We start from the raw sequence: 22,819 nt of genomic DNA, 5'->3' as shown, positions 1-22,819 counted from the left end.
TGGGGAGCTATTGAGGGTTGCGGACGGATGGGGGACATATCAGTGGCAGAGCATAGCTTTTCAAACACACAAGTGCCGGCGCACGAAATCCCGACGGCCAGCGACATCAATTTTGAACCCCTGCATGCCCGGTACGCGCTGAAACTTGTTACCGAAAGCCTTATGATCTGGGCCATTCCCAGCATCGCCTTCACCGTGCTTCTGGCCATCGGCAAGATTGAAAGCAGCTTCCTTGCCGCCCCTTGGGGCTTTGCCTTGCCGCTTGCTGTACTGCCGTTCATCTTTATTATCTGTTCGCTTGAAGCGCGGCACGCGGGATATGCCGTCCGCGAGCAGGACATCCATTACATGTCCGGCGTGATCTGGCAGAAGCGCGTCGCGTTGCCCTTCAACCGCATCCAGCATGTGGAGGTTGAGCGCAACCCCATTGAGCGATTCTTTGGCCTGTCGACGCTGAAGTTTTTCACTGCGGGCGGCGGATCTGCCGACATGAAAATTCCGGCGCTGAGTGAAGACGATGCCACAAAGCTCAAGTCCTTCGTGCTCAAGCTGGCGGGGGAAGCCGATGACCGCGCCTGATCCGTCTGCCGCCACACTTGAAAGCCTGAAAAGCCAGGCCTGGAACAGGCTTGCACCCGCAGCCATCATCCATTTCATCGTCAAATTTGTTGTCGGCTTTGCCAAAAACGGCATCCAGAATGTGGCCTACCTGGGTGGTGTTGCCATCTTCACCGGCGACAACAGGTGGTTGATCCTGGGCGCCATCGCGGCAGGGGCATCTGTGATCCTGCTCCTCAGCGGCATCCTGAGTTACCTCAATTTCCAGTTCCGGCTCGACGGCCAGACCTTCCTGATCAACCGCGGTGTGTTCAACAAAAAGCGGCTGACCCTGTCGTTCGACCGAATCCAGAATGTGGTGGTCAAGGAACCTTTCTATTTCCGCCCGTTCGGCCTTGTGGCGCTCGCGCTTGAAAGCGCTGGGTCACGTGACGAGGAAGTCAGCTTGGCGGGCATTCCCACCCCACTCGCACAGGACATCCGCCGAGCGGTTCTGGAGCGGCGGGACAACACCCAGGCACACGCGACGCCAGAACAGGATACAGCAACAGACGGAGACTCGGTCGCACCCGCCGCCGAAGAGGAGCTTCTCCTGGAGCAGCCGATGTCCGAGCTGGCGCGGTACGGCCTGTCCAACAACAATATCTGGGTGGTGGCCGGTGTGGCCATTGGTGCCATTTTCCAGCAGTTCGACGCCTGGGAAAAGGATGCCGAGGCCTTTATCGAAAATTCGGTCATTCCCATAACGGGTGATGACAAGGCTGTGCTAGGCCTCCTGTTCGCAGCCGGGCTGCTGGCCATTGTGGCGCTGTTGACCCTTTTTTCCGTGCTGGGCGCGATTGTCGTCTTTTACAAGTTCCGGCTGGCGTATGCAGACGGACGCTATCACCGCACGACCGGCCTGTTTGAACGGCTTGAGACCAGCGTGCCGGAAACCAAGGCGCAAAGCCTGCAGATCAACCAACCGTGGCCCGCGCTGTTGCTGGGGCGATGGCATCTGGTTTTGAAACAGGTGGGTTTCGGCATAGGTGGCAACGCCCCCCAAAACAAGAAATCCAGTTTCATCATCCCCAGTGTCCTGCCATCCTTTTACCAGCCATTGTCCGACCGCCTATTTGGCGATATCGACTGGCGAAACCTGAAGCTCAACCCTGTTGACAGATTTTTCATCTGGAAAGTCATGTCCTATTGGTTCCTCCTACCTGCCCTCATCGCAGCTGCGCCGCTAGTTGCCTATAATGGGGCTGCAGGGCTTCTGGTCCTTGCGCTTCCGCTTGTGATGACACCTGTGGTGATGCTGCGCTACCAACGGTATGGCTATTGGACCAACGGCGAAATTGGGATCGTCCGCTATGGTATCGTTGGAACGCGCACCACTGTTTTCCCATTCCACAAGGTACAGACCGTCACACTGACCCAAAGCCCCAGCCAACGACGCAGAAAGCTTGCAACGCTGAAAATCAAATTGGCCGGACAAATGCTTTATGTGCCCTTCATGTCGCTTTCGGATGCGGACGCCTGGCGCGACTGTATCCTGTATGAAGTGGAAGCATCCAGAAAAGCCTGGATGTAGGTCACCATCAAAAAAGGCGCCGAACGGCGCCTTTTTCCTTATCTGTTCACTGTTCTGTTCACTGTGGCTCAATCCATCAGCTGATACTTGATCGGCAGGCGGCGGATGCGCTTGCCGCTTGCCTGGAAAATGGCGTTTGCAAGGGCTGCAGCCACCGGCGGCACACCGGGTTCGCCCACACCGCCCGGTGCGGCATGAGACTGGATGATGGCGGTTTCCACGTGTGGCGCTTCGTCGATCCGGCAGACCGGATAGCCATCAAAGTTCGATTGCACCACCGCGCCATTCTCGAACGTGATTTCACCGTGCAGCGCATGGGAAAGCGCAAACACAACAGCCCCTTCCATCTGGGCTTTCACCCGGTCCGGGTTCACGGCAACGCCGCAATCGATTGCCATCCAGGCGTTATGCACCTTCAGCTCGCCCGCGTCAGAAACTTCCACCTCCAGCGCGCAGGCGACATAGGAGACAAAGCTGCGATGCACGCTGATGCCCATGCCGCGGCCTTTTGGCATTTTCTTGCCATAGCCGGACATATCAGCAGCTTTCTTGAGCACTGCCTTGAGGCGCGCCGTATCAACAGGATGGCGTTCAAGCGATTCACCATAGTTTGAGTAGCTGGAGCGCTGTTCGCCCTTCAGAAGGTTCGGCATGTCCTGGGTCGGGTTCAGCTTGCGGTCACTGCCGATCATTTCCATCCACATATCAACCGTGTTCTTGCCTGCCTCATTGGCCAGTTCGTCCACGAAAGAGCCAATGGCAAATGCCTGCTGGATGTTGGTCACAGACCTGAGCCAACCGATACGGGCATGGGCTTTCGCGCTACCGGCATCCACGCGCAGGTTTTCAACGTCGAACGGCAGATCCAGAAGGCCAAGGCCCAGTTCAAAGCTGCCCGGACCGTCCGCCGCCGGGTTGAAAGTCCCGCCAATGGATGGATAGGCCGCTTTGTGGTTCCAGGCGGTTACAGTGCCCGAACCGTCCATGCCTGCGGTCACGCGCTGGGCAGAAATAGTGTGATAGTAACCGTGATGCACGTCGTCTTCACGGGTCCACACCATCTTCACAGGCTTCATGGCATGCTTGGCCAGGATGGCTGCTTCGGCTGCGAAGTCCGGTTTTGACTTGCGCCCGAACGCACCGCCCAGCAGTGTTGCCTCGACATAGATTTCCTCGGGCTTTTTACCGACAAACGCGGCCACAGTTTGCTGAACAGACTGCGGGTCCTGACAGCACACCCACATCTTCAGGTCGTCGCCCTGCCATTCGGCGGTCGCCGCCGGTGGCTCCATGGTCATATGGTGCTGGTGCGCGACGAAATAGTCTGCGGATAAGACCTTGTCTGCCGCCTCAATCGCGGCTGGCGCATTGCCCCGGTCCACGTGCGTGATGCCGTCACCGTCAATCGATTCCCACAGCGTTTTTTCATATTCGGTGGTGTCATAGGACGCATTCTCACCGCCTTCAAACTGGGCTTCAAGCGCCTCACGGCCTTTCATTGCAGCCCAGGTGTTGGTTGCGAGAACCGCCACCCCACCAAGCGGTTTGAAAGACGCTGGCAGCGTGAGCGCTGGCAGTTCCACAACGTCCACAACACCGCTGACCGCCATGGCGGCCTCTTTGTTGTAGGCTGTAACTTTGCCGCCAACCACAGGTGGGCGGGCTGCCACGGCATAGAGCATGCCCTCGCGCCGCACGTCCTGGCCAAACACGCTGCTGCCCGTGACAAAATCTTTCATATAGATGTTGCGCACGGGCTTGCCGATCAGGTTCCAGTCCGGGTTGGACTTGAGCTTGAGCGCGTCAGCGGACGGTGCCTCAAGCTTGGATGCTGCATCAACAAATGCGCTGAAGTCTTCAGACGCGCCCGTCACCTTATTGTGGATACGGTGGTTCTTTGCCTCCACATCAGCAGGCGAAACGCCCCAATGGGCGGCTGCCGCCTGTTCCAGCATCTGGCGCGCGCCGGCGCCTGCGGCGCGGAAGGCCTCATAGAATTTCCGGATGGAGGTAGACCCATCCGTGTTCTGGTCGCCAAACTTCTTGTCGCCATAGGCGGGTTCAAACACAATGCGCGACCAATCTGCCTCCAGCTCATCGGCGATGATCTGCGGCAGGCCGGTGCGGCTGCCCTGTCCCATTTCCACCCGGTGGATGAAGATGTGAACCGTGCCGTCCAGGGCAATCGTCAGATAGGCGGAATTTTCAAGCTGTCCGGCCGTGCCCATGGCTTCGGCGCGAACGCCTTTGGCAATAATCGGCGCCGCAACCACAAGGCCGGTCGCCACACCAAGGGTCTTCAGCGCGCCACGACGGGAGATATTTTCAACCATGAAATTCATAGCTTGCCTCCCTTCACTTTGCCCGAGGCCACATCGCGGATCGCTTTCTTGATCCGCTGGTACGTGCCGCAGCGACAGATATTGCCATACATGGCTTCATCGATATCCGCGTCAGAGGGGTTCGGGTTGTCCTTCAAAAGGGATGCCGCCTGCATGATCTGGCCAGACTGGCAATAGCCGCACTGAGGCACGTCATTTTCCGCCCAAGCGATCTGGAGGGCGTGCAATGTGTCACCGTCCCCAAGGCCTTCAATGGTTGTCACCTCTGTGCCTTCCACGTCAGCCATCCAGGTCTGGCAGGAGCGGGTTGCCATGCCGTCCACATGCACAGTGCAGGAGCCGCAAAGCCCAGCCCCACAGCCAAATTTTGTGCCGGTCATGCCTGCCAGGTCACGCAGATACCACAGAAGCGGCATCTCGCCGTCGCCGTCATAGGAAACGGTCTGGCCATTCAATTTGAAGTCCATCGGAAATCCCCTCACAGAATCTTTTATCGTGGCGGAGTATAACGCTCCTGCCCGCGCTGTCTAAACAACTATTGTTTATCTGCCTGTCTGGCGCGACGAACTGAGCTATTCTTTGAAACGCACGCTTTCCACGTGGGCTGTCACGGCACCAGGCTTCCAGGTGTGCGGCACACCCTGGGGCATATAATAGCGAATATTCGACATTTGCCAGACATCGCCGGGGCCAAGCGGCTCGACTTTCTCGAAACCATAAGCGCCTGTGTGCACCGGATGAAAGTCCACCTCATGGACGATATCGCCATACTTATTGAGGAAGTTCACATGCACGCGCACCTCATCAACGGTTCGCTGCCCATTGTTCCTGAGGCGGAACCAAACGACAGGAATGCCTGATTGCTTGCCTTCTGTCCCGCGAACAGCGAAAAGCCCCTCAATGGCGATCTTGTCGCGGTAACTTTCGCGCGTCTCCAAAGGCGCAGGCGCAGGCTTCAGCATGCTGGACCAGGCCAAACCTAACGGCACAGCGACCAAAAAAAGCGTCAAGCTGAGATAAACAACCCTGTTCATGCTACCCCCATCACCAAGTCTCAGGAGACGTTATAACAGGGGATGACAAGATACATCAAATGTTGTTTTGAGGGCCGCTTTCGTCACGGTTGAGGGCGGGAGAAGACCCACTGATCATCACTTGATGCCGCCGCATCGAACTTGTACCCGCCCACGTCGAACTTCTTCAGGGCTTCAGGATCCGTCAGGCGGTTGTCGATCACATAGCGGGTCATCAGGCCCCGCGCCTTCTTGGCCATGAAGGAAACGACACGCGCGCGGCCATCCTTGATTTCCTTGAACACCGGCGTAATCACCCGCGCCTTCAGCGCCTTCGGCTTGACCGCCTTGAAATATTCGTTTGATGCCAGATTGATCAGCACACCATCGCCTTCAAGGTCCTCGTTCAGGGCTTCCGCGATCTTGGTGTCCCAGAAGCTATATAGGTTCGGGCCTCTCTCGGTCTTGAATTTGGTGCCCATTTCAAGCCTGTAGGCCTGCATCAGGTCCAGGGGCTTCAGCACGCCATAGAGGCCAGAGAGGATGCGCACATGGTCATTGGCGAACGCGCGGTCCTGATCAGACAGGCTCGCGGCGTCCAGCCCCACATAAACGTCGCCCTGGAAGGCATCGAGTGCTGGGCGGGCGTTGGCTGTTGTAAAGGGCGCCTCAAAAGCCTTGAAGCGCGCCACATTGAGCTCTGCCAGATTGTCGGAAATGCCCATCATCGCCTTAAGGTCATGCGCCTTCAGTTTCTTGGCGTAGCCTGCCAGCTCCTCCGCCTCGGTCATCAGTTTTGGCTGACCGGCGTCGCTCGCAAAGTTTTCGCTTTCGAAATCAAGCTTCTTGGCCGGTGAAAGAACGATGATCATTTAATGCTCCCTATCAGTCCAATTTGACAAAGTCATATATGCCTAAATCTAACGGCTCCGAAAATCCACAGTCAGCTACATACAGCGAAAATGGGAACATGGAAGTTGCGACCGCAAATTCCTTTCCATCAGCAAGGCGGCACCTTATTCCTGCATCCAGCCTGACTCTATTAATCGCATTTTCAGGCGTGTCGGAAGCCCCTCCTTCACATTGAAGTGTGGCCCCATCTGCTTGCCCCAGCAGATCTTCTATCACTGCCGACGATGCGGGCTCGTCCCACTCCGCCTTCTTCAGGACTTCTACCCTAGCAACTTTCCCACAGGGAATTACGAGGTCAGCATCCCCTGCTATTCGGCGGTCCGTCACCTGAAGAGGGAAAACCTCAAATCGTGGCGCAACATCTTCGCTCCTTGCCGTCAAGGTGACAACGCCGCCATTTGAAAGTTCAAATGAGACTGCCGACGGATAGGGTTCGGTTTTATATACCGATATTTGCGACACATCCGTTTTTAACCTACGGAGAAGCTCCAACTCCTGCGCATCCAAGTCTAGGTTCATAGCCTGCCTCGCCTTGCCCGCAACTGTCCCGCCATTCCCCATACGAGCGTAATGGCGGAGGCGATCACAAGCATGACAAAGGCGGCCTGGTTCACGGTCTGCCAGCCGTAGAGGTTCAAGATAAGGCCCGCGGCGAAGGACGCAACCCCGGTGGTGGAGAAAACCAGAAATTCATTCAGGCCCTGCACCCTGCCCTTCTCTGCCTGTGTGTGCACACGGGTCAGAAGCGTGGTGCCGCCCACAAAACAGAAGTTCCAGCCAAGCCCAAGCGCAATAAGCGCGACAGAGAAATGCATCACTTCAATGCCCGAAAGCGCCGTCATGAAGGCCACGGCAAAGGCCATATGCCCCACCAGCAGGATGGAAAACAGCCCGAAGCGCTGGATCAGGAAGCCTGTGAACAGGCTGGGCAGGAACATGGCGATCACGTGCTGCTGGATTACCTCAGGGCTTGCCTCACCGATCCGGCAGATCTCCATCGCCAGCGGCGTAGCGGTCATGACAAAGCTCATCATGGCATAGCCAAGGGCGGCGTTGACCACAGCCACAATAAAGCCGGGCTGGCGCACGATCGCCCCCATCGGACGTGCGTCTTCCTCTTTGGCATTGTCACTCCCGACATCAAAAGCTTCCTCAAGCGGCCGCAGGAAGGCCACAGGGATGAACACGCAAGCCACCACAACAGCCGCAAAAACGAACGCGCCCATATAGTCTACGCCCTCAAACAGGTCGCCGAAGAAGCGCCACAGCGTCGGCACAAAGAAGGACGCCACAAGCCCGCCGATCAGCACGAAGGAAATTGCCCTCGAGGATTTGTCTGCCGGCACGCTTTCAGCCGCCGCGAAGCGGTAATATTGCGCGCTGGACTGAAACGGCCCAACCATCAGCGCGCCCACACACAGAAGAATAAAGCTGCCACTATAGACCGCATAGGTCATCATCAGCGCGGACAGAACGCCGATGGCCGCGCCCAGGCGGAAGCCGAACCGGCGCGAGGTGCGCTGCATGATGATGGACATGGGCGCTGTTGTAAGCGCGGTTGATACGATTGAGAGCGTGACGGGAAGTGTCGCATACTTCGGGTCAGGCGCGGCGGCAATGCCCGCAAGCCCCGCAAAGGTTACCATTGTCATGCTGGTGGCAAGGAAACAGGCCTGCGCGAGCGCCAGCAAAATTACGTTTCGGTACTGTGTCACACTCTATCCTTCGCTGGTCGCCTTATTCTGGCCTTCGCTGGTCGCCTTATTCTGGCGCAATTCTTCTATCTTGGCTTTCATTGCCAGTTGTTTACCTTCATGCCGGGAGCCGTAACGCTGTTCAGTGCTCTGCTCAAATCCGCCCAGAAGGAAACCGAAATCAAGCTCGAAGTCCTTGATGGCATGAAGCAGGCATAGGAACAAGCCTGCTTGGTCCGCATAAAAGAGCGGCCTGCCAACAAGGGCGTTTCGGTGATAGATTTCCTGAATATAGCGTGACACAAGGCACGCATAACGCTGGCCTTTTTCCGTGCCTGCGAAGGAAATAAACCCGCCTGCCAGGTTGCCCCATGGCAGCCGCCAATAGCCGCTGTTCTTGCGCCATATCCAGCTGCTAATCAGAAGGTCTTTGTAGCCAAAATCGGCGACTTGGGCGACCGGCGCGTCAAGCCAGCCGTCAATATCGGTTATGGTCACGCCTTCGTACCTCTCAAGATAGGTGGGCAGATGCAGATAGCGCGTACATACGCAGATGCCTTCAATTTGGGCCGGGTGCTCGCGCGCGATGCGGTTGGTTTCAAGGGTGTAATTCAGGCGAATATTGTAAGCTGATTCCCAAGCAGCAAGCCGCGCTTCCATTTGCGCCCTGGTATCGGCCACGTTGATGAAATGGAAATGAATCAGTGCGCCCGGGTTGGTTTCCGCCATCACCGCAGCATACAGTTCACCGTACCAGTCAAAATAGCGCTGTTCGCAGGCAACCATCACGGCATGCTCGCCTTCCGGCGCGTGGCGAAAAACAATATCAGACGTCACATGGTCATCGATCCAGCCATCAATTTCTAGGGCAGCCTTGGCCTCCAGTTCACCAACAGGCAACAGCACCTGTGCCTGCTGGAACACGGGTGTCCGGAATCCGTCTCTCGCGTTCGCCCTAGCATAGAGCACGAGAGCCTCGTCAAATTTGCCTTCAAGCGCCAGCCTGTTGGCGCAGAAGGTGGTTGCAGCGATGCTGTCGCGGGCCAGCACATCCGCCACATGGCTGGCTGATGCAAGGTTCTCAAGCCGCGTCACCAGCGCAGTTGGGTCCTTCACAAAGGACGGCATCGCAGGCCGATAGATGGCAAAAACCAGAAGCTCGAACAGCAAGTCTTCGACACGCTCTGAAAGGGCTGCGTCCTTGCGCCACGGCTTCACGGTCAACAGTTTAACAGCCGCGACTTCAAGAATGCGCCAGCGCTTCTCCAGATACGCCAGAAGGGCCAGTTCCAGAAGCACGACCGGATTCATGCCATCAATCCGGGACAGCACCACCTTCGGCGTGGCGAACAGCGCTTCGGTCGCCTTTAGGTCGGGGGACGCCTGCCTGAGCGCGAGGCCCTGACGGACGATATCTGCTTCAAGTGGGGAAAGGCCTGTCGTGTCAGCCGCTTCGCACAGCGCGTCAACCACACCCGCCGTCCCCGCGCCGTCCGCGATCACTTGCGGCCAGCGCAGCCATGGCCAGACATAGTCTGCGTCTGAGAGGAGCTCGGCGCGGTGCACAGCATGAAGCACGTTCACTGCGCCTTCACCGCCTGTAAGACCATCTAAATATTGCCGAACTTCCCGGATCAAACGATTGCCCCCAAAGTCGCTACTTTGTAAAGGCGTAGCTTTACTACAGCAGGTCTGACCTGCCTAGGGGAGATGTGCCCCTATCGGGCCGACGGCGAACGGCAACCAACGCTGCACAAAAAATATCTTTGGCTTGGTTTCGCCCGTGCCGCATAAGGCGGTAGTCACGGGACGCTGCAAGGGGACAGCACCGAACCGCCTGATATTCCTGAGCACAGCAACAATCGACGCCCTGCCCGACCGTGTTACTCAGTGCACAGCCAAAAGGCGCCAGAGGCGCCAAAGCCGCAGCCAGCCTTGGCTAATTAATGGCCGCCATTCCAAAATCTGGTTGCACATTCGTCAAATTTCGCAGACAAAGACGCCAAAGAAATTGTCGTCAGACGCAAAAGAATAAGTTGATGAAGGACGCCCCAATGACCGCTAGCCGGAAAAACTACCGTAAAAAAATGATCGGCAATCACAAGCTGAGCCCGGAAACCCAGATGATGGGTTATGGCTATGACCCAGCCCTGTCCGAAGGCTCGCTGAAACCGCCAGTGTTCATGACGTCCACTTTCGTGTTCGAGAGCGCAAAGCATGGCAAAGAATTCTTCGAGCTGGCTTACGGTAAGCGCCAGGCGGCCGAGGGCGAAGAGCCGGGCCTGATTTATTCCCGCATCAACAACCCTGACCTTGAGGTTCTGGAAGACCGGCTCGCGCTTTGGGAAGATGCCGAAAAAGGCCTGACATTCTCAAGCGGCATGGCGGCGATTTCCACCTGCCTGTGGGCCTACCTGCGCCCGGGCGACGTGATCGTTTATTCCGCGCCCATCTATGGCGGCACCGAATTCCTGATCCGCAACATCCTGCCGGAATTCGGCATCAAGGCTGTCGAGTTTGAAGCCGGCGGCGACAAGCCAACGCTGGCACCTGCCCTTGAAGAAGCGAAAAAGCTGGGCCGCGTGGCGGTGATCTACACTGAAACGCCCGCCAACCCGACGAATGGCCTGATTGACCTGCACGCCTGCCGCGACCAGGCAGACAAGCTGGGTGAAGAGACCGGCCACCGCCCGGTGATCATGACCGACAACACATTCCTGGGCCCTGTGTGGCAAAGCCCGCTTGAGCACGGCGCGGATATCGTTATCTACAGCCTGACCAAATATGTTGGCGGCCATTCCGACGTTGTCGCCGGTGCAGCAATCGGCAACATGGATGTGATGGGGCCGGTGATGGGTTTCCGCACCATCCTGGGCACCATGTGTGACCCACACACCGGCTGGCTGTTGATGCGCTCGCTTGAAACGCTGAAGCTGCGCATGACTGCAGCGGCAGAGAACGCCAAGCAGATTGCCGAATATCTGCGCGACCACCCGAAGGTGAAGAAGGTGCATTATCTGGGGTTCCTGGGCGAAGACCACCCCAGCTACCACATTTTCCGCGACCAGTGCGGCGGCGCAGCCGGCTCTACCTTCGCGTTCGATATTGACGGCGACGAAGCCGCGGCCTTCCGCGTGCTGGACGCGCTGCAGATCATCAAGCTGGCGGTCAGCCTTGGCGGCACCGAAAGCCTGATGGAACACCCGTTCGCCATGACCCACGCTGACGTGCCGGACGATGTGAAGGTCCGCCTTGGCATCACCGAAAGCATGCTCCGGATTTCCGTGGGTGTGGAAAACGCTGACGACCTGATTGCAGACCTGGCACAGGCGCTCGACGCTGCCTGATAAGCTGGCCAGCAACAATCCTGCCAGCAACAATCTTGAACGGCGGCTCCGAATTGGCAGCCGCCGTTCTTGCTTTGGCGCCTGACCCTGCATAGACTGCAAGCTTGAGTTTTGAGGAGGATGGGGAAGTCGGTGCCTAACTCTGTGTCAGATAATGTTGAAGTCCGCTATATCAGCGCTCAGGAGCTAACGCGCCCTGTGCTGATAAAAGCCCGGGCATGGGCACAGGAACGGTTGGACACCGATGGCATGCTGGACCGCGCCCATGTGACCGCGCCAAAGCTCGCCCCCTTCATTCGCCACGCATCCTTCTTTGAGTTCTTCATCGCAGATGGGCAAGTCACCGACTTTGTCGCCAAGGTCCTGGCCGGCGAGATTGCGGAAACCACCATTGAGATATCCGGCAAGACCGGGCGAAACCACTTGCCCGCCCCGCTGTTCGAACGCTGGCGGACCGCCGGACAGCATCTGATCGACCACGGGAAGATGTTCGCGACCCAGTCACAGGTGTTTGAGAAAGAGCATAAGAATGCAGAAAGCCTGATTGTGCCGGTCAAAAATGACGGCGTCCTGGACCATTCGCTGGTATTTACCGAATATTGGGTTACTGACCCTCGATTTGACGACGAAATTTAGTACAGTCTTCACCGGTTGGCTGATCGATCCCATAGAGGATTTTCCAGCCCCCTTCAGACCGGGCCATGGTGAACTGGTTCACACCGCACCCGACCATCTCGCCATCAAATGACACCTGGAAAGGCGCCCAAACGGTGGCCAGATCATCCGACGCCTGCAGAATCTTCACGCCAAAGACCTGCTCGTCTGCCTGGCCAGGCTCCAGCGTATCCACCCAGGCGGCCCATTTCTCAAATGTGCCCTGGTGGATGGTGCCGTCTTTCTTCAAACGGTCCAGCTTCGCGCCCGGCAAGACCATCGCGCGAATGGCATCGCCGTCGCCTGCCCGCATACCGTCAAACAATTCGCTTACCAAAGCAACAGGATCATCACCCGCAGTCACAGGCAGGCTGAGCCCAAGCGCAAGCGCTGCACACATTATCGATTTCATCGTAAATCCCCCGGTCAGGCAGTCTGGTCTGCTGCAGGCTCTGCTTCTTTTTCACCGTCCGCCACCAGCACACGCGATGCCGGGATAAAGATGGTGAAGCGGGTGCCGACATCGACCTCGCTCTCAAGCTCGATATCGCCGCCATGCATGTCGATAAAGGCCTTCACAAGCGACAGGCCAAGGCCCGTGCCCTCGTGGGAGCGGCTGAGCGCGGAGGCTGAGCGCATAAAGGGCGAGAAGACAAGCTGCTGCTCTTCTTCCGGGATGCCGATGCCATGGTCAGACACCTTGATCGCCATCCGGCCTTCATCGTCCATCCAAGATTTGAGCGTAACATGGCCGCGGCCTTCAGGCGTAAATTTCACGGCGTTCGACAGCAGGTTCAGCACAGATTGTTTGATGCGCAGGCGGTCGCCATAAACCATCGGCAGGCCGTCCGGCACCTCCATTTTGATCTTCAGGCCCTTCTGCTGCGCCTGGCCGGTTACAAGCGCATGGCTTTCGTGGAAGAGCTTGTTCATATCCACCTCTTCCTCTTCCATCTTGAACTGGCCGGCCTCGATTTTCGCCAAATCGAGCACTTCGCCGAGCACGTCGGAAAGATGTTCCGAGGATGAACGGATATCCTGCAGATATTCGCGATATTTCTCATGCCCGATGGGGCCGAACATCTGGTCAGCCATGATGGATGAGAAACCGATAATGGCATTGAGCGGTGTCCGAAGCTCGTGGCTGACATTTGCCAGGAAAACAGATTTGGCGCGGTTCGCGGCCTCTGCCTGCTCCTTGGTAACGATCAGTTCCATTGAGGTTTTCTTGGTGCGCTCGACCTCCTGCTCCAGCTCCCAGGACCGCTTCCTCAGCGCTTCCTCAGATGACGAAAGAGCCTTGTTGGTGGACCGCAGGTTATCGAGCAGTACCTGCACAGCGTCGAACGCCAGGTTGATCTGGCCTGCCAAAAGGCCCAGTTCGTCCTTCTTGTGGCGCTTGTGCACGCTGATCCGCTGCTCGCCGGGATGTTCCGGGCTGATCGAGGAAATTTTCTCCACGATCTGCGCGAGGGGTTTTGTCAGCCCCTGGTGGAACGCGAAATAAAGCAGCATCACCAGAAGAAGGTTCCGCACAAAGCCAGACAGGAATGTGGTCACCGCCCGCGAGAAAAAGGGCTGCAGGCCCACTGCGCGGTCAATCACCACACGCAGGCTACCGGGACGCTCGGCCATGGTGTCCGGCAGGTCCAGCGGGAAGATGTAGGTTTTCACGTCATCGATGAAGAAGCGCGCATAGTTCACGCTGGCGGGGCCGAAATTGGTGGTGTCGGCCTGGTCACCCGCAAGGATCGACCCGTGGTCGTCCAGGATTGCGGCCTCGGCCACATACTCATATTCCATGAGGCCGGAGACAACTTCCTGCGCCAAATCACTATCGAGGATAAGCACGGCACGCGTAGCCGCTTTTTCGGCCACCTGAAGGCTCTTGTTCACTTTCTGATCAAGAATGCCGCCTTCTTCGAGGTAATCCAGATACACCTGACCCGCCGACAAAACCAGCCCAACGGCGAACGCGATGATCACCGCTGTCCGTGCCAGCTTGAACGAAATCCTGTCAGACCAGTGAAGCTGCAAAGATTATCCCCTTACGCATCCCCTAAGACTACTATTGAGGCGTGAATCCATAAAGACTTGGTTAACACCCCGAAAATTTGTCCTTAATTTGGGGTAGTTTTCAACCTTATTACCACTCGCCTATTACCATTCGCCAGTATTTTGCATGCTGCTCCATGGCTCGCGCGCGGGGAGAGCATCACCCTTCTGCAAAAGCTCAATGGAGATATTATCAGGGCTGCGCACGAATGCCATCCTGCCATCCCGAGGCGGCCTGTTAATGGTTACACCCTTGTCCATAAGTCTTTGACAGATATCATAAATATCATCAACCGCATAGGCCAAATGGCCAAAATTCCTGCCTGAGCCATACTCCTCAGGGTCCCAATTGTACGTCAGTTCCACCTGGGCTTCTTCATCCCCGGGCGCCGCCAAAAATACAAGTGTAAAGCGACCGGCCGGCACTTCTTTGCGGCCCACTTCCACAAGCCCCAGCTTGTTGCAATAGAAATCCATCGATTCGTCCAGATCCGTTACCCGGACCATCGTGTGAAGATATTTCACGCCATTGTCTCCCTTGTCTGGTTTATCAGGCGGCAAAAAGGTCAGCCATCAGGCTTTCAAGGTGTTGCTTATCGACTTCGTCGAACGAGCCATATTTCGTGGAGTCCACATCCAAAACAGCGATCAGCTTGCCTGTCTTGTCACGTACCGGCACCACAATTTCAGAATTGGAGCGGCTGTCGCAGGCGATGTGCCCCGGAAACGCGTGGACATCCTCAACAACCTGGGTTTCACCCGTCGCTGCAGCCGCGCCGCATACGCCCTTGCCGAATGGGATGCGCAAGCAGCCAAGCGTGCCCTGATAGGGGCCGACAACCAACTCGTTGTCCTTTTCAGGGTCAACAACGTAAAAACCGGTCCAGAAGTATGTTTCACCAAACGCCTCAGACAGCAGGCAAGAGACAGTCGCCATTCTGGCGGTCACATTTGTTTCGCCTTCGAGAACCGCACGCAGCTGCTCGGCAACCAGCTCATATTGTTCCTGTTTACTCATCACTCATCTCTCCCTGAGAGGCTATAATCCCGATTGGTGTCAATGTGGCATGCGCGGGCATATTTGCAAGCCCAGTCTAACCTGAACGGGATCATTCTGTCGCGATTGTGCCGCGGCTTGACTTCCACCCGCAAGCCCCTTAGGTGTAACCTTTAGGTTTCATTTCGCACCTAAACTGCCGGAGCAACCGCATGACAGCCACACCCTCTGCCGCACAAACCATTGAAAAATTCATGCAGCGTACGGCTGTGGGTACCTTCCTTCTTGCAGTGTCCTACAGTATCGGCACCGCCGAACATCTTGTGGCTAGCGACCTGGCCGAAACGCTTGACCTCATTCAGAAGCCGCTCGGCATTCTGGTGATCCTGATTGTGGCGCCTGCTGTCTGGTCGCTGATGCGCATCGGGGCCTTCCGACACCGTCCGGGCTGTCAGGAACCCGAAAGCTTCGTCAAGGATATGCTGACGCGTGCCTCGACGCTGGCCTTCAGCGTCACCTTCGTTACCCTGCTTGCGCTTCAGGTCCTTTCGGGGAAAATCTTCACAGACCAGCCCGCAGCCTTTTTCATCCAGATCGCGCTCATGGTCTCGCTTTACGTCTTCAGCATCAGTTTCTTTATTCTGAGCCGGGATACGGAAGAAGATGATGAGTATGGGGAGGATGCGCCGTGACCAGTCTCGACAACCGCATCCGTGTTTACCGGGCCGAATACCGTATGAGCCAGGCGGAACTGGCCGAAAAGATCGGCGTCACCCGGAAAACCATCAGCACCATTGAGGTGGGCCGCTTCGTGCCGTCGACCATCATCGCGCTCAAGATCGCGAAATATTTCGGCGTGCCTGTTGAGGACATCTTCAAGCTTCAGGACGACGATACCCCCACGGTCTCTGGCACCTGATGCATACATGAGCGATATCCTCATCACCATCGATACCGAATTCAGCGCCGGGGGGCTTTTTTCCGGCAAAGGCAGCCCCGTCACTGAACAGTCCATTTCCTGCATGATCGGTGGCCAATCCCATGGCCTTGGGTTCATGCTGGACACGTTCCATGAAACAGGCGCGAAAGCCACGTTCTTCCTTGAGGCCGCGCATACCGCACACCTGGGGTTTGACGCCATGCGACCGGTTGTCGACGACATCCGCTCAGCCGGGCACGACATACAGCTTCACCTGCACCCCATGTGGCTGCAGGCATCCGGGCATGTGCCGGGGCAGCCAGTCTGCGATTCCGCCGCGGCAATGGATGAAGGCGGCCTGAGGCAAATGTTTGAAACGGGATGTGAAGCATTCCGCCGCTGGGGCGTGCCGCACCCGGTGGCCTTCCGGGCCGGGAACCTTCAGATGGGACGGCTGGTTTATGACACAATGGCAGAGTTCGGCATTCCTGTCTCCAGTTCCATCGGCAGAGCGATTCATGAAAGCGATGACCCTGTGCTCAGGCTGGATCACGGGTGTCACACCATTGGCAAGGCTATCGAAGTGCCAGTACTGGGATACGCTGACATGAAGCTTGCTGGCCGTACCCACTGGAAGAACCTGACCATCACAGGCTGCGGCACATCGGAAACCAAGGCCGTGATCCGCCGCGCGGTAAAAGCAGGCCTCAAAGACATCGTGCTGCTGACCCATCCTTTTGAGTTCATTAAGCGCCATGACAGAAGCTTCAGCGACCTGTCTGTAAACCGGGTCAACCAGAAGCGCCTGCGCAAGCTTTGCCAGTTGATTGCCGAAGACCCAGCCCTTTCCGTCAGCACCTTCACGGACAAAGCCCCAATCTGGGCCGAGGCCACAACAGCGGGCCCTGCAGCGCAGATCACCGCGCCGCTTCCATCCGTGATGGCGCGGGTTGCCGAGAACAGGCTCAATGACCTGTTTCGCTGGTACTGACGCCGACGTGGCTAGAACTTCGCGCCCTCGCACAGCATCACATCGCTTTAGAGGCTTGATTTTTGTAGCCTTTACCGTGAGGCTACGCTCAGATGAAGGCGGACTCAGGTAGGGACCAATGAACTGGATCAAAATTGATGCTGGCAGCGCCGGGACCGCCAGGGACGCTGAGGCGGCATTCCAGCACATGAAAAGCCGCGCCAAAGGCTTCCACCTGCGCCACGATCTTGACTGGATCAAGGCAACGCACCCCCAGGCCGAGGTTGTCGTCTATTCAGGCAGTGATCGCGAGAAGGCCTACGCCTACGCGCTGGTCTTCACGAAAGACCGCCCCCTGCCCTTTCAGATTGGTGAGCTTGTCTGGTTTCGGAAAAAGCTGGTCCGCCATGAGCTTTGGGAAGGGCCAGTTTTTGCAGATGACGACTTGACCGCAGATGAGAATCGCCAGCACACCCGCGACCTGTTGGCGAGGTTGCGCCCTGAGCTGACGGCAGAAGGTGCCTTAAGCATCGAGGGGCTGCCGCTTGAGAGCGCCCTTTACGACCTGATCATGCATGATGAAGCCATCAAGCGCCAATATGTGGCCATTCCCGTTGGAAAGCCGTTCGCGCACCAATTCATCCGCATGCCGGAAACGGTGGAGGACTATTTTGGCGGCATGAACGGCAAGACACGCCGCAACCTCAAATACGACCAGCGCAAGCTGAGCCGTGAGTTCAAGGCCGTTGTTCCGGCTTGTTACCAAGCGCCGGAGAGCGTGGACGATTTTCTGGACCATGCCATTCCGCTATCGAAGAAGACATATCAATGGCGCTTGCTGAGCCTTGGGCTGCGCGACCGCGCGCACCTGAAAGAAACCTTCGACTATGCAGCCCAGAAAGGCTGGCTCAGGAACTATATCCTGTTCGTTGATGGGCAGGCTGTGGCCTTCATGTTGGGCTATCTTTATGAGGGCTGCTATTATTATACGGACGTGGGGTTCGACCCCGACTGGTCAAAATGGTCTGTGGGATCGGTTTTGCAGATGCATGTGATCGAAGACCTCTACGCGCAGGAAAATACCCCAAGCCTGTTCGACTTCGGTACCGGCTATGGCTACCATAAGGCGCAATTCGGCAATACTGAGCGAGAGGAGATCAATCTGCTGCTGTTGCCGCGGAGTTTCAAAAACGCCCTTACCGCCGCTCTCTACCGATTGAATTTGCGGCTGGAAGCAGCCCTGGTATTCGTTCTGGAAAAGCTCGGCGTCAAGAAGGCACTCAAGAAGCTCCTCCGGAGCTCATAGCGGCTGAAGGAGGCGTCACGGCAATGGGCTATATCCTTGAACGCCTGACCGGCATCTGGAAAACGCGGGGCCCTTTCGGGTTCTTTCGGTTCCTGTTCAGCCGCCTTGTGCGGATCGACAAGGATCTGGTGTTCGACACCCTGCTGACAGATACGGTCGCAGACAAGGACATCACACCAGAAATTGGTACTCTAGTGGAGATCAACCGCCACACCATCCAGGACCCGGCCATCAAAGCGCTCGTGGGCCAGGTGCTGACGGAAGAAAACAGGCATTATGCGGATGGGCTGCGCCAGAATGACCTGATGTTTGTGGTGGTGGGCACGGGCGAGGCGGTTTTGCACTATTCTTGTATCCAGTTTGAAAGCCGCTACAAGACCTTGCTCAGTGAAGCCCCTGAGACACCGCTATTCACCCATTGCTGGACAGCCGCCGAAGCACGCGGCAGAAAGCTTTATCCAACCGTTTTGCAGTATGGTTGCAAGACGCTGGCCGCGCTTGGGCACGACCGGGCTGTCATTACTTGCCATCCAGACAATATCGCTTCAATCAAGGGCATAGAAAGAGCCGGATTTGACCGGCAGCACCTCATCACCAGCCTGATTTTCCTGTCGCGGTTCGCGATCCAGAAAATCGTGCCGCCGGCAAAAGCCGCCAGGTGGCGTTGCACCAGATTATAACAGAGACAGAGACAGGGAGAGCGCTTCGCTTGCGCAAGGCATAAGCCCTAGAAGGACCAGCTCAGGGACGCCCGCACCGAATTGCCTGTATAGTCAGCGACCGGCAGGTTGGATATCGAAGACACATATTTATATTCAGCCCCGAGCTCCAGCCTTTCAGTCAGGGGAACTTCAAGACTGACCCTGGCAGTATGGCGCTTGTCCTGCCGTTCATCGCCAATCGCCGCGTCAAAACCGGAATAGTCCCTTTGGCGGTACTGATAGCGAAGCCTGAAGGTGGCTTCCTTGCTGCCAAGCTTGAACGGATGCTTGTAGCCTGCATCAAAGCTATGCCCCCAGTAGGACAAGCTGTCGATTTCGGCGGTCTGTCGACTAATGCGGTAGCCCGTTGTGATGTTCTTGCCGTCGCCCAGCAGGAAATAAACCTTGGCATCGGCGCTGTGCCGGTCAGCGTTCCGTTCTGACCGCAATGGGTCTGCGAAGGTCTGCTGCCGAAACTGGTAACTGGCGGTAAGATAGGTTTTCTTGGCAACCAAAAGCCCGATATCGGGCCCCACCGAATGGACATCCAGAAATGCTGCACCGTCCAGCCGGATATGGTCATACCGGTAGCTGCCGCCCACATTCACCTTGCCCACTTTGCTTTTCAGGCGGGCGGACAGGCCGTGGATCTGCAGATCGAAGTTCGAAAGGTCCTGATAGATGCTTTGAAAGAAGCTATAGCGACCGCTGAAACTTGTATCGCCTTTCTCAAACACCTGTGCGCCGATTGCGCCACTGATGCGCAACAGGCTGTCGCCCTGACGGCTGGTGCTATCGATGGAATCAATGGTGACGTTGTCGTTATATTCGGCGCCGAACTCCAGGTCGAGTTCCAGGCCACTGTCCGCCTTCGCTGCACCGGCAATCACCAACGAACAAGCCCCTGCAAGCACAGCCCACTGTGCGACTTCACGCGCGTTCCACATAATTGTTCCCTGTAACCCCTCTAATCTGAATGTGTTCTTATTCTGAGTGTGTTCTGGCAAGACCATAGCCATAGACTTCATCAAATCCCGGCTTGCCAAGGTCTGTGGCCTGGGCCTTGATAGCCTCAAATGCTGTGTTGACTTCGCCCTGATATTCTTCCGACGCCAGCCGGGCCAGCATGGCCGCCACAAATGGCGACGCGATCGAAGTGCCTGTGTTGGACTTGTACTTACCTGCTGGATCGCCGGTAAAGACTGCCACACCCGGTGCGGACAGGTCTACGTGCTGGCCCCTGTTGGCGCGCAGGAACACGCGGCCTTCACCGTCAACGGCCGTGACGGCCACGACCGGCTCAATAGCGGCGGGATAGAGTGGCGCCGCCCCCGGGCCCGCGTTACCAACGGCGGCAACAATTGTCATGCCCCGTTCGATCGACCGGCGGACAGCAATTTCCAAAAGCTGGTTCCGTGGGCCGGACAGGCTCATATTCACCACAGCAACCTCATTCTGCAGCATCCAGTCAAGCGCCCGCACTAGGCTTTCTGCGGTTGCAACCTTGTGCCCCTTGCCGGTTTCGAGGAAAACACTTGCTGAATATAGGGTCGCCCCCGGGAGAAGTCCGAATGGGTTTTGCTGTCCTTGGCCAATCAGGATACTGGCCACTGCCGTACCGTGCTCTTGCGGCCGCGGCGCATCGTAGCTGACGAAGTCCCGGACGACGATCGTATCTGCCGGGAACAATGGATGGCTGGTGTCGACCGCCGTATCGATCAGCCCAATCACCAGGCCTGGAACGGCATAGGCGTCAAAGCCCAGCGCTTTGGCCATACTGGCAGGGGAAGATGCTGCGCCGTCCGGGCTAACAGAAGTTTCAGACACATAAAGGTGGTTGCGGTCAACAACGCCGCTTTCAAGCGCCGCCGTCAAATCATCAATGTCGCGCTGCAGTTCCGGGGCACCAGACCTGCTTGCGCGCACAAGCACCATGTCGAGGCCTGCCAGATATTCCACATTGCGATCTTCAAAGGACGACAGGTCTATCGCCTCTGCGGCTTCCCGCTCAGCAAGCAGAAGTACTTCATCTGCGACAAAGACCGCGCCAAGCTCTTCTTCAATCTCAAACATGTCGCGTTCCGCCACGATGGAGTCTGCGGCTCTGTATTCCGTGCCACCCAGCCTCTGGACCCGGTCGTCCCTGTCATCATCGTCCCGGTCATCATCGTCCCGCGCGTCAGATCGGGCATCATGGTCCTGATCTTCCGCCCCGTTCAGGCGTTCGACCGCATCATCGTCGTCAAAATCGTCATCAAGGTCGTCGTCTTCCTTGAAGTCTTCCCTGTCATCTTCATCGTCAAACCTTGAGAATTCCTCGGCTGCTTCCCGTGCGTCCTCAGCCGCATCTTCAGCATCCTCTGCGGCGTCTTCTGCAGCATCTTCTGCCTCTTCGGCCGCCTCTTCGGCTGCATCCTGAAGCTCGTCTGCCCGCTCTTCCGCTTCTTCCTCGGCCCGGTCTTCAGCCTCTTCTTCAGCCTGTTTTTCTGCTTCCTCTTCGGCCCGGTCTTCGGCCTCTTCCTCAGCCTGCTTTTCTGCTTCCTCTTCGGCCCGGTCTTCGGCCTCTTCCTCAGCTTGCTTTTCTGCTTCCTCTTCAGCCCGATCTTCAGCCTCTTCCTCAGCCTGTTTTTCCGCTTCCTCTTCAGCTTGCTTTTCAGCCTCTTCCTCAGCCTGTGCTTCTGCTTCCGCCTCGGCCTGCGCTTCTGCCTCAGCTTCCGCTTGTGCCTCAGCTTCCTCCTCGGCCTGGTCTTCGGCTTCCTCTTCAGCCTGCTTTTCAGCCTCTTCTTCGGCCTGTGCCTCTGCTTCCGCTTCTGCCTGGGCTTCTGCCTCAGCTTCCGCTTGTGCCTCAGCTTCCTCCTCGGCCTGATCTTCGGCTTCCTCTTCAGCCTGCTTTTCAGCCTCTTCTTCAGCCTGTGCTTCAGCTTCCGCCTCTGCCTGGGCTTCTGCTTCAGCTTCTGCCTGTGCCTCAGCTTCCTCTTCGGCCTGATCTTCTGCCTCTTTTTCGGCCTGTTCTTCTGCTTCTGCCTCAGCCTCGGCCTCGGCTTCCGCTTCAGCCTGGGCTTCTGCCTCGGCTTCCGCTTGTGCTTCAGCTTCCTCTTCGGCCTCTTCCTCGGCTTCATCTTCAGCCTGGTCTTCCGCTTCATCCTCTTCAGGGCCGAAGTAAGCGAACAAGGCACTTTCCACATATGCGGAAGTACGCCCAGAAGGGCGCGCGTCAGGTATCTGGGAGACATCGGGGAAGGCAAAAGCCACCTGTGACACAACAAGCGCGCTAAAGCCGCACAGCAATGTCAGGTGCCTATAATTCATTATCCCGTTCTCCAGGTGTTTGGGGGCCGAATTTACAGCGCAAACGCGCTGTATCAGGTGACGTTTAACGCCATTCTATTAAGAAAACGCGTAAGCACACAATTTTATTCCCTACTGAGTAGATAAACCCCGATTAACACTCACACGCGCAGGAAACCGCTTTCTGTGCCATAATAAATTGAAAAAAATTAAAAAAGTGGGAATAAACTCCGCTTGCTTACCGTTACCAAGGTGATGAACGCAGTTATGAAACATGACCCTGCCAACGAATGGCGTGAAGAATTGGTGGCTCTGCTGCCAAGGCTGAGGCGTTATGCGGTCTCACTGACAGGGACACTTCATGACGGTGAAGACCTGCTGCATTCAACGATCGAAAGAGCCCTCACCAAGTTCGATCAGTTCACACAGGGAACCGATCTGGATAGATGGCTTTTTCGCATAGCAAAGAACCTTTGGCTGGATGAAATCA

The 22,819-nt window shown here is 56.9% G+C and carries 23 protein-coding genes; 10 read left to right on the top strand and 13 right to left on the bottom strand.

Features of this window, described 5'->3' with window-relative positions; genetic code table 11:
* The first annotated feature begins 27 nt into the window (after positions 1-27).
* Together ACFO5Q_RS09770 and ACFO5Q_RS09765 are read left to right on the top strand one after the other, a co-directional pair.
* Positions 28-579 (top strand): PH domain-containing protein, encoded by a 552-nt coding sequence (locus ACFO5Q_RS09770; RefSeq protein ID WP_068149979.1) that lies wholly within the window; start codon positions 28-30, stop codon positions 577-579.
* The gene (locus ACFO5Q_RS09765) at positions 566-2,131 is read left to right on the top strand and encodes a PH domain-containing protein (RefSeq protein WP_068149976.1); all 1,566 of its coding nucleotides are present in this window, start codon (positions 566-568) and stop codon (positions 2,129-2,131) included. Before ACFO5Q_RS09770 ends, ACFO5Q_RS09765 begins: the two co-directional genes overlap by 14 nt.
* Before the next feature lie 68 nt (positions 2,132-2,199).
* Here ACFO5Q_RS09765 and ACFO5Q_RS09760 read toward each other — a convergent pair whose 3' ends face one another.
* From ACFO5Q_RS09760 to ACFO5Q_RS09730, 7 genes are all read right to left on the bottom strand, one after another.
* Positions 2,200-4,473 (bottom strand): xanthine dehydrogenase family protein molybdopterin-binding subunit, encoded by a 2,274-nt coding sequence (locus ACFO5Q_RS09760; RefSeq protein WP_068149973.1) that lies wholly within the window; start codon positions 4,471-4,473, stop codon positions 2,200-2,202.
* Complete coding sequence (locus ACFO5Q_RS09755) at positions 4,470-4,940, bottom strand: (2Fe-2S)-binding protein (protein WP_068149969.1); 471 nt, start codon at positions 4,938-4,940, stop codon at positions 4,470-4,472. The genes ACFO5Q_RS09760 and ACFO5Q_RS09755 overlap by 4 nt, the downstream gene beginning before the upstream one ends.
* 105 nt (positions 4,941-5,045) lie before the next feature.
* On the bottom strand, positions 5,046-5,507 hold the full coding sequence (locus tag ACFO5Q_RS09750; RefSeq protein WP_068149966.1) for a hypothetical protein: 462 nt from the start codon (positions 5,505-5,507) through the stop codon (positions 5,046-5,048).
* Positions 5,508-5,590: 83 nt separating this feature from the next.
* On the bottom strand, positions 5,591-6,358 hold the full coding sequence (gene yaaA / locus ACFO5Q_RS09745; RefSeq protein WP_068149963.1) for a peroxide stress protein YaaA: 768 nt from the start codon (positions 6,356-6,358) through the stop codon (positions 5,591-5,593).
* Between the two features lie 13 nt (positions 6,359-6,371).
* Complete coding sequence (locus ACFO5Q_RS09740) at positions 6,372-6,917, bottom strand: hypothetical protein (RefSeq protein WP_068149958.1); 546 nt, start codon at positions 6,915-6,917, stop codon at positions 6,372-6,374.
* Positions 6,914-8,113, bottom strand: a complete 1,200-nt coding sequence (locus ACFO5Q_RS09735; protein ID WP_156432003.1) for an MFS transporter — start codon at positions 8,111-8,113, stop codon at positions 6,914-6,916. The genes ACFO5Q_RS09740 and ACFO5Q_RS09735 overlap by 4 nt, the downstream gene beginning before the upstream one ends.
* A 3-nt stretch (positions 8,114-8,116) precedes the next feature.
* Entirely contained in the window at positions 8,117-9,730 is a 1,614-nt protein-coding gene (locus tag ACFO5Q_RS09730) for a glycosyltransferase family protein (RefSeq protein WP_068149952.1), read from the bottom strand.
* 416 nt (positions 9,731-10,146) lie between these two features.
* On the opposite strand from ACFO5Q_RS09730, the gene ACFO5Q_RS09725 reads away from it, so the two are divergent.
* Positions 10,147-11,439, top strand: a complete 1,293-nt coding sequence (locus tag ACFO5Q_RS09725; protein ID WP_068150109.1) for a cystathionine gamma-synthase family protein — start codon at positions 10,147-10,149, stop codon at positions 11,437-11,439.
* A 132-nt stretch (positions 11,440-11,571) separates the two neighbouring features.
* A complete protein-coding gene (locus ACFO5Q_RS09720; protein ID WP_156432002.1) occupies positions 11,572-12,075 on the top strand; it encodes a hypothetical protein in 504 nt (167 codons plus the stop codon).
* Here the strand turns inward: ACFO5Q_RS09720 and ACFO5Q_RS09715 are convergent.
* The 4 genes from ACFO5Q_RS09715 to ACFO5Q_RS09700 all read right to left on the bottom strand — a co-directional run bounded on the left by ACFO5Q_RS09715 (position 12,044) and on the right by ACFO5Q_RS09700 (position 15,166).
* On the bottom strand, positions 12,044-12,505 hold the full coding sequence (locus ACFO5Q_RS09715) for a nuclear transport factor 2 family protein (RefSeq protein ID WP_068149947.1): 462 nt from the start codon (positions 12,503-12,505) through the stop codon (positions 12,044-12,046). The two genes, ACFO5Q_RS09720 and ACFO5Q_RS09715, sit on opposite strands and share 32 nt — an antisense overlap.
* Before the next feature lie 14 nt (positions 12,506-12,519).
* A complete protein-coding gene (locus tag ACFO5Q_RS09710; RefSeq protein ID WP_068149944.1) occupies positions 12,520-14,130 on the bottom strand; it encodes a sensor histidine kinase in 1,611 nt (536 codons plus the stop codon).
* 123 nt (positions 14,131-14,253) lie between these two features.
* The gene (locus ACFO5Q_RS09705) at positions 14,254-14,673 is read right to left on the bottom strand and encodes a VOC family protein (protein ID WP_068149942.1); all 420 of its coding nucleotides are present in this window, start codon (positions 14,671-14,673) and stop codon (positions 14,254-14,256) included.
* A 25-nt stretch (positions 14,674-14,698) separates the two neighbouring features.
* Positions 14,699-15,166 carry a GAF domain-containing protein gene (locus ACFO5Q_RS09700; RefSeq protein ID WP_068149939.1) on the bottom strand — a complete coding sequence of 156 codons (468 nt, stop codon included), beginning with the start codon at positions 15,164-15,166 and terminating at the stop codon, positions 14,699-14,701.
* A 191-nt stretch (positions 15,167-15,357) separates the two neighbouring features.
* On the opposite strand from ACFO5Q_RS09700, the gene ACFO5Q_RS09695 reads away from it, so the two are divergent.
* From ACFO5Q_RS09695 to ACFO5Q_RS09675, 5 genes are all read left to right on the top strand, one after another.
* The gene (locus ACFO5Q_RS09695) at positions 15,358-15,837 is read left to right on the top strand and encodes a hypothetical protein (RefSeq protein WP_068149934.1); all 480 of its coding nucleotides are present in this window, start codon (positions 15,358-15,360) and stop codon (positions 15,835-15,837) included.
* Positions 15,834-16,064 (top strand): helix-turn-helix transcriptional regulator, encoded by a 231-nt coding sequence (locus tag ACFO5Q_RS09690; RefSeq protein WP_082719969.1) that lies wholly within the window; start codon positions 15,834-15,836, stop codon positions 16,062-16,064. The genes ACFO5Q_RS09695 and ACFO5Q_RS09690 overlap by 4 nt, the downstream gene beginning before the upstream one ends.
* A 7-nt stretch (positions 16,065-16,071) precedes the next feature.
* A complete protein-coding gene (locus ACFO5Q_RS09685) occupies positions 16,072-17,055 on the top strand; it encodes a polysaccharide deacetylase family protein (RefSeq protein WP_068149929.1) in 984 nt (327 codons plus the stop codon).
* A 118-nt stretch (positions 17,056-17,173) separates the two neighbouring features.
* Complete coding sequence (locus tag ACFO5Q_RS09680) at positions 17,174-18,340, top strand: GNAT family N-acetyltransferase (RefSeq protein ID WP_068149926.1); 1,167 nt, start codon at positions 17,174-17,176, stop codon at positions 18,338-18,340.
* A gap of 23 nt (positions 18,341-18,363) precedes the next feature.
* Positions 18,364-19,020 (top strand): hypothetical protein, encoded by a 657-nt coding sequence (locus ACFO5Q_RS09675; RefSeq protein ID WP_068149923.1) that lies wholly within the window; start codon positions 18,364-18,366, stop codon positions 19,018-19,020.
* A 47-nt stretch (positions 19,021-19,067) separates the two neighbouring features.
* Here the strand turns inward: ACFO5Q_RS09675 and ACFO5Q_RS09670 are convergent, their stop codons facing one another.
* Complete coding sequence (locus ACFO5Q_RS09670; RefSeq protein WP_068149920.1) at positions 19,068-19,988, bottom strand: outer membrane beta-barrel protein; 921 nt, start codon at positions 19,986-19,988, stop codon at positions 19,068-19,070.
* Between the two features lie 37 nt (positions 19,989-20,025).
* Complete coding sequence (locus tag ACFO5Q_RS09665; protein WP_380084343.1) at positions 20,026-22,350, bottom strand: S8 family serine peptidase; 2,325 nt, start codon at positions 22,348-22,350, stop codon at positions 20,026-20,028.
* A 246-nt stretch (positions 22,351-22,596) separates the two neighbouring features.
* Between ACFO5Q_RS09665 and ACFO5Q_RS09660 the strand changes: the two genes are divergently transcribed.
* On the top strand, positions 22,597-22,819 hold a 223-nt coding region (locus ACFO5Q_RS09660; RefSeq protein WP_380084342.1), incomplete at its 3' end, for a sigma factor.

It is taken from the genome of Kordiimonas lipolytica, from assembly GCF_042651265.1.
GTDB lineage: Bacteria > Pseudomonadota > Alphaproteobacteria > Sphingomonadales > Kordiimonadaceae > Kordiimonas > Kordiimonas lipolytica.
Note: the sequence above shows the minus strand (reverse complement) of the source record. Positions and strands in the feature narration are given on the sequence as shown.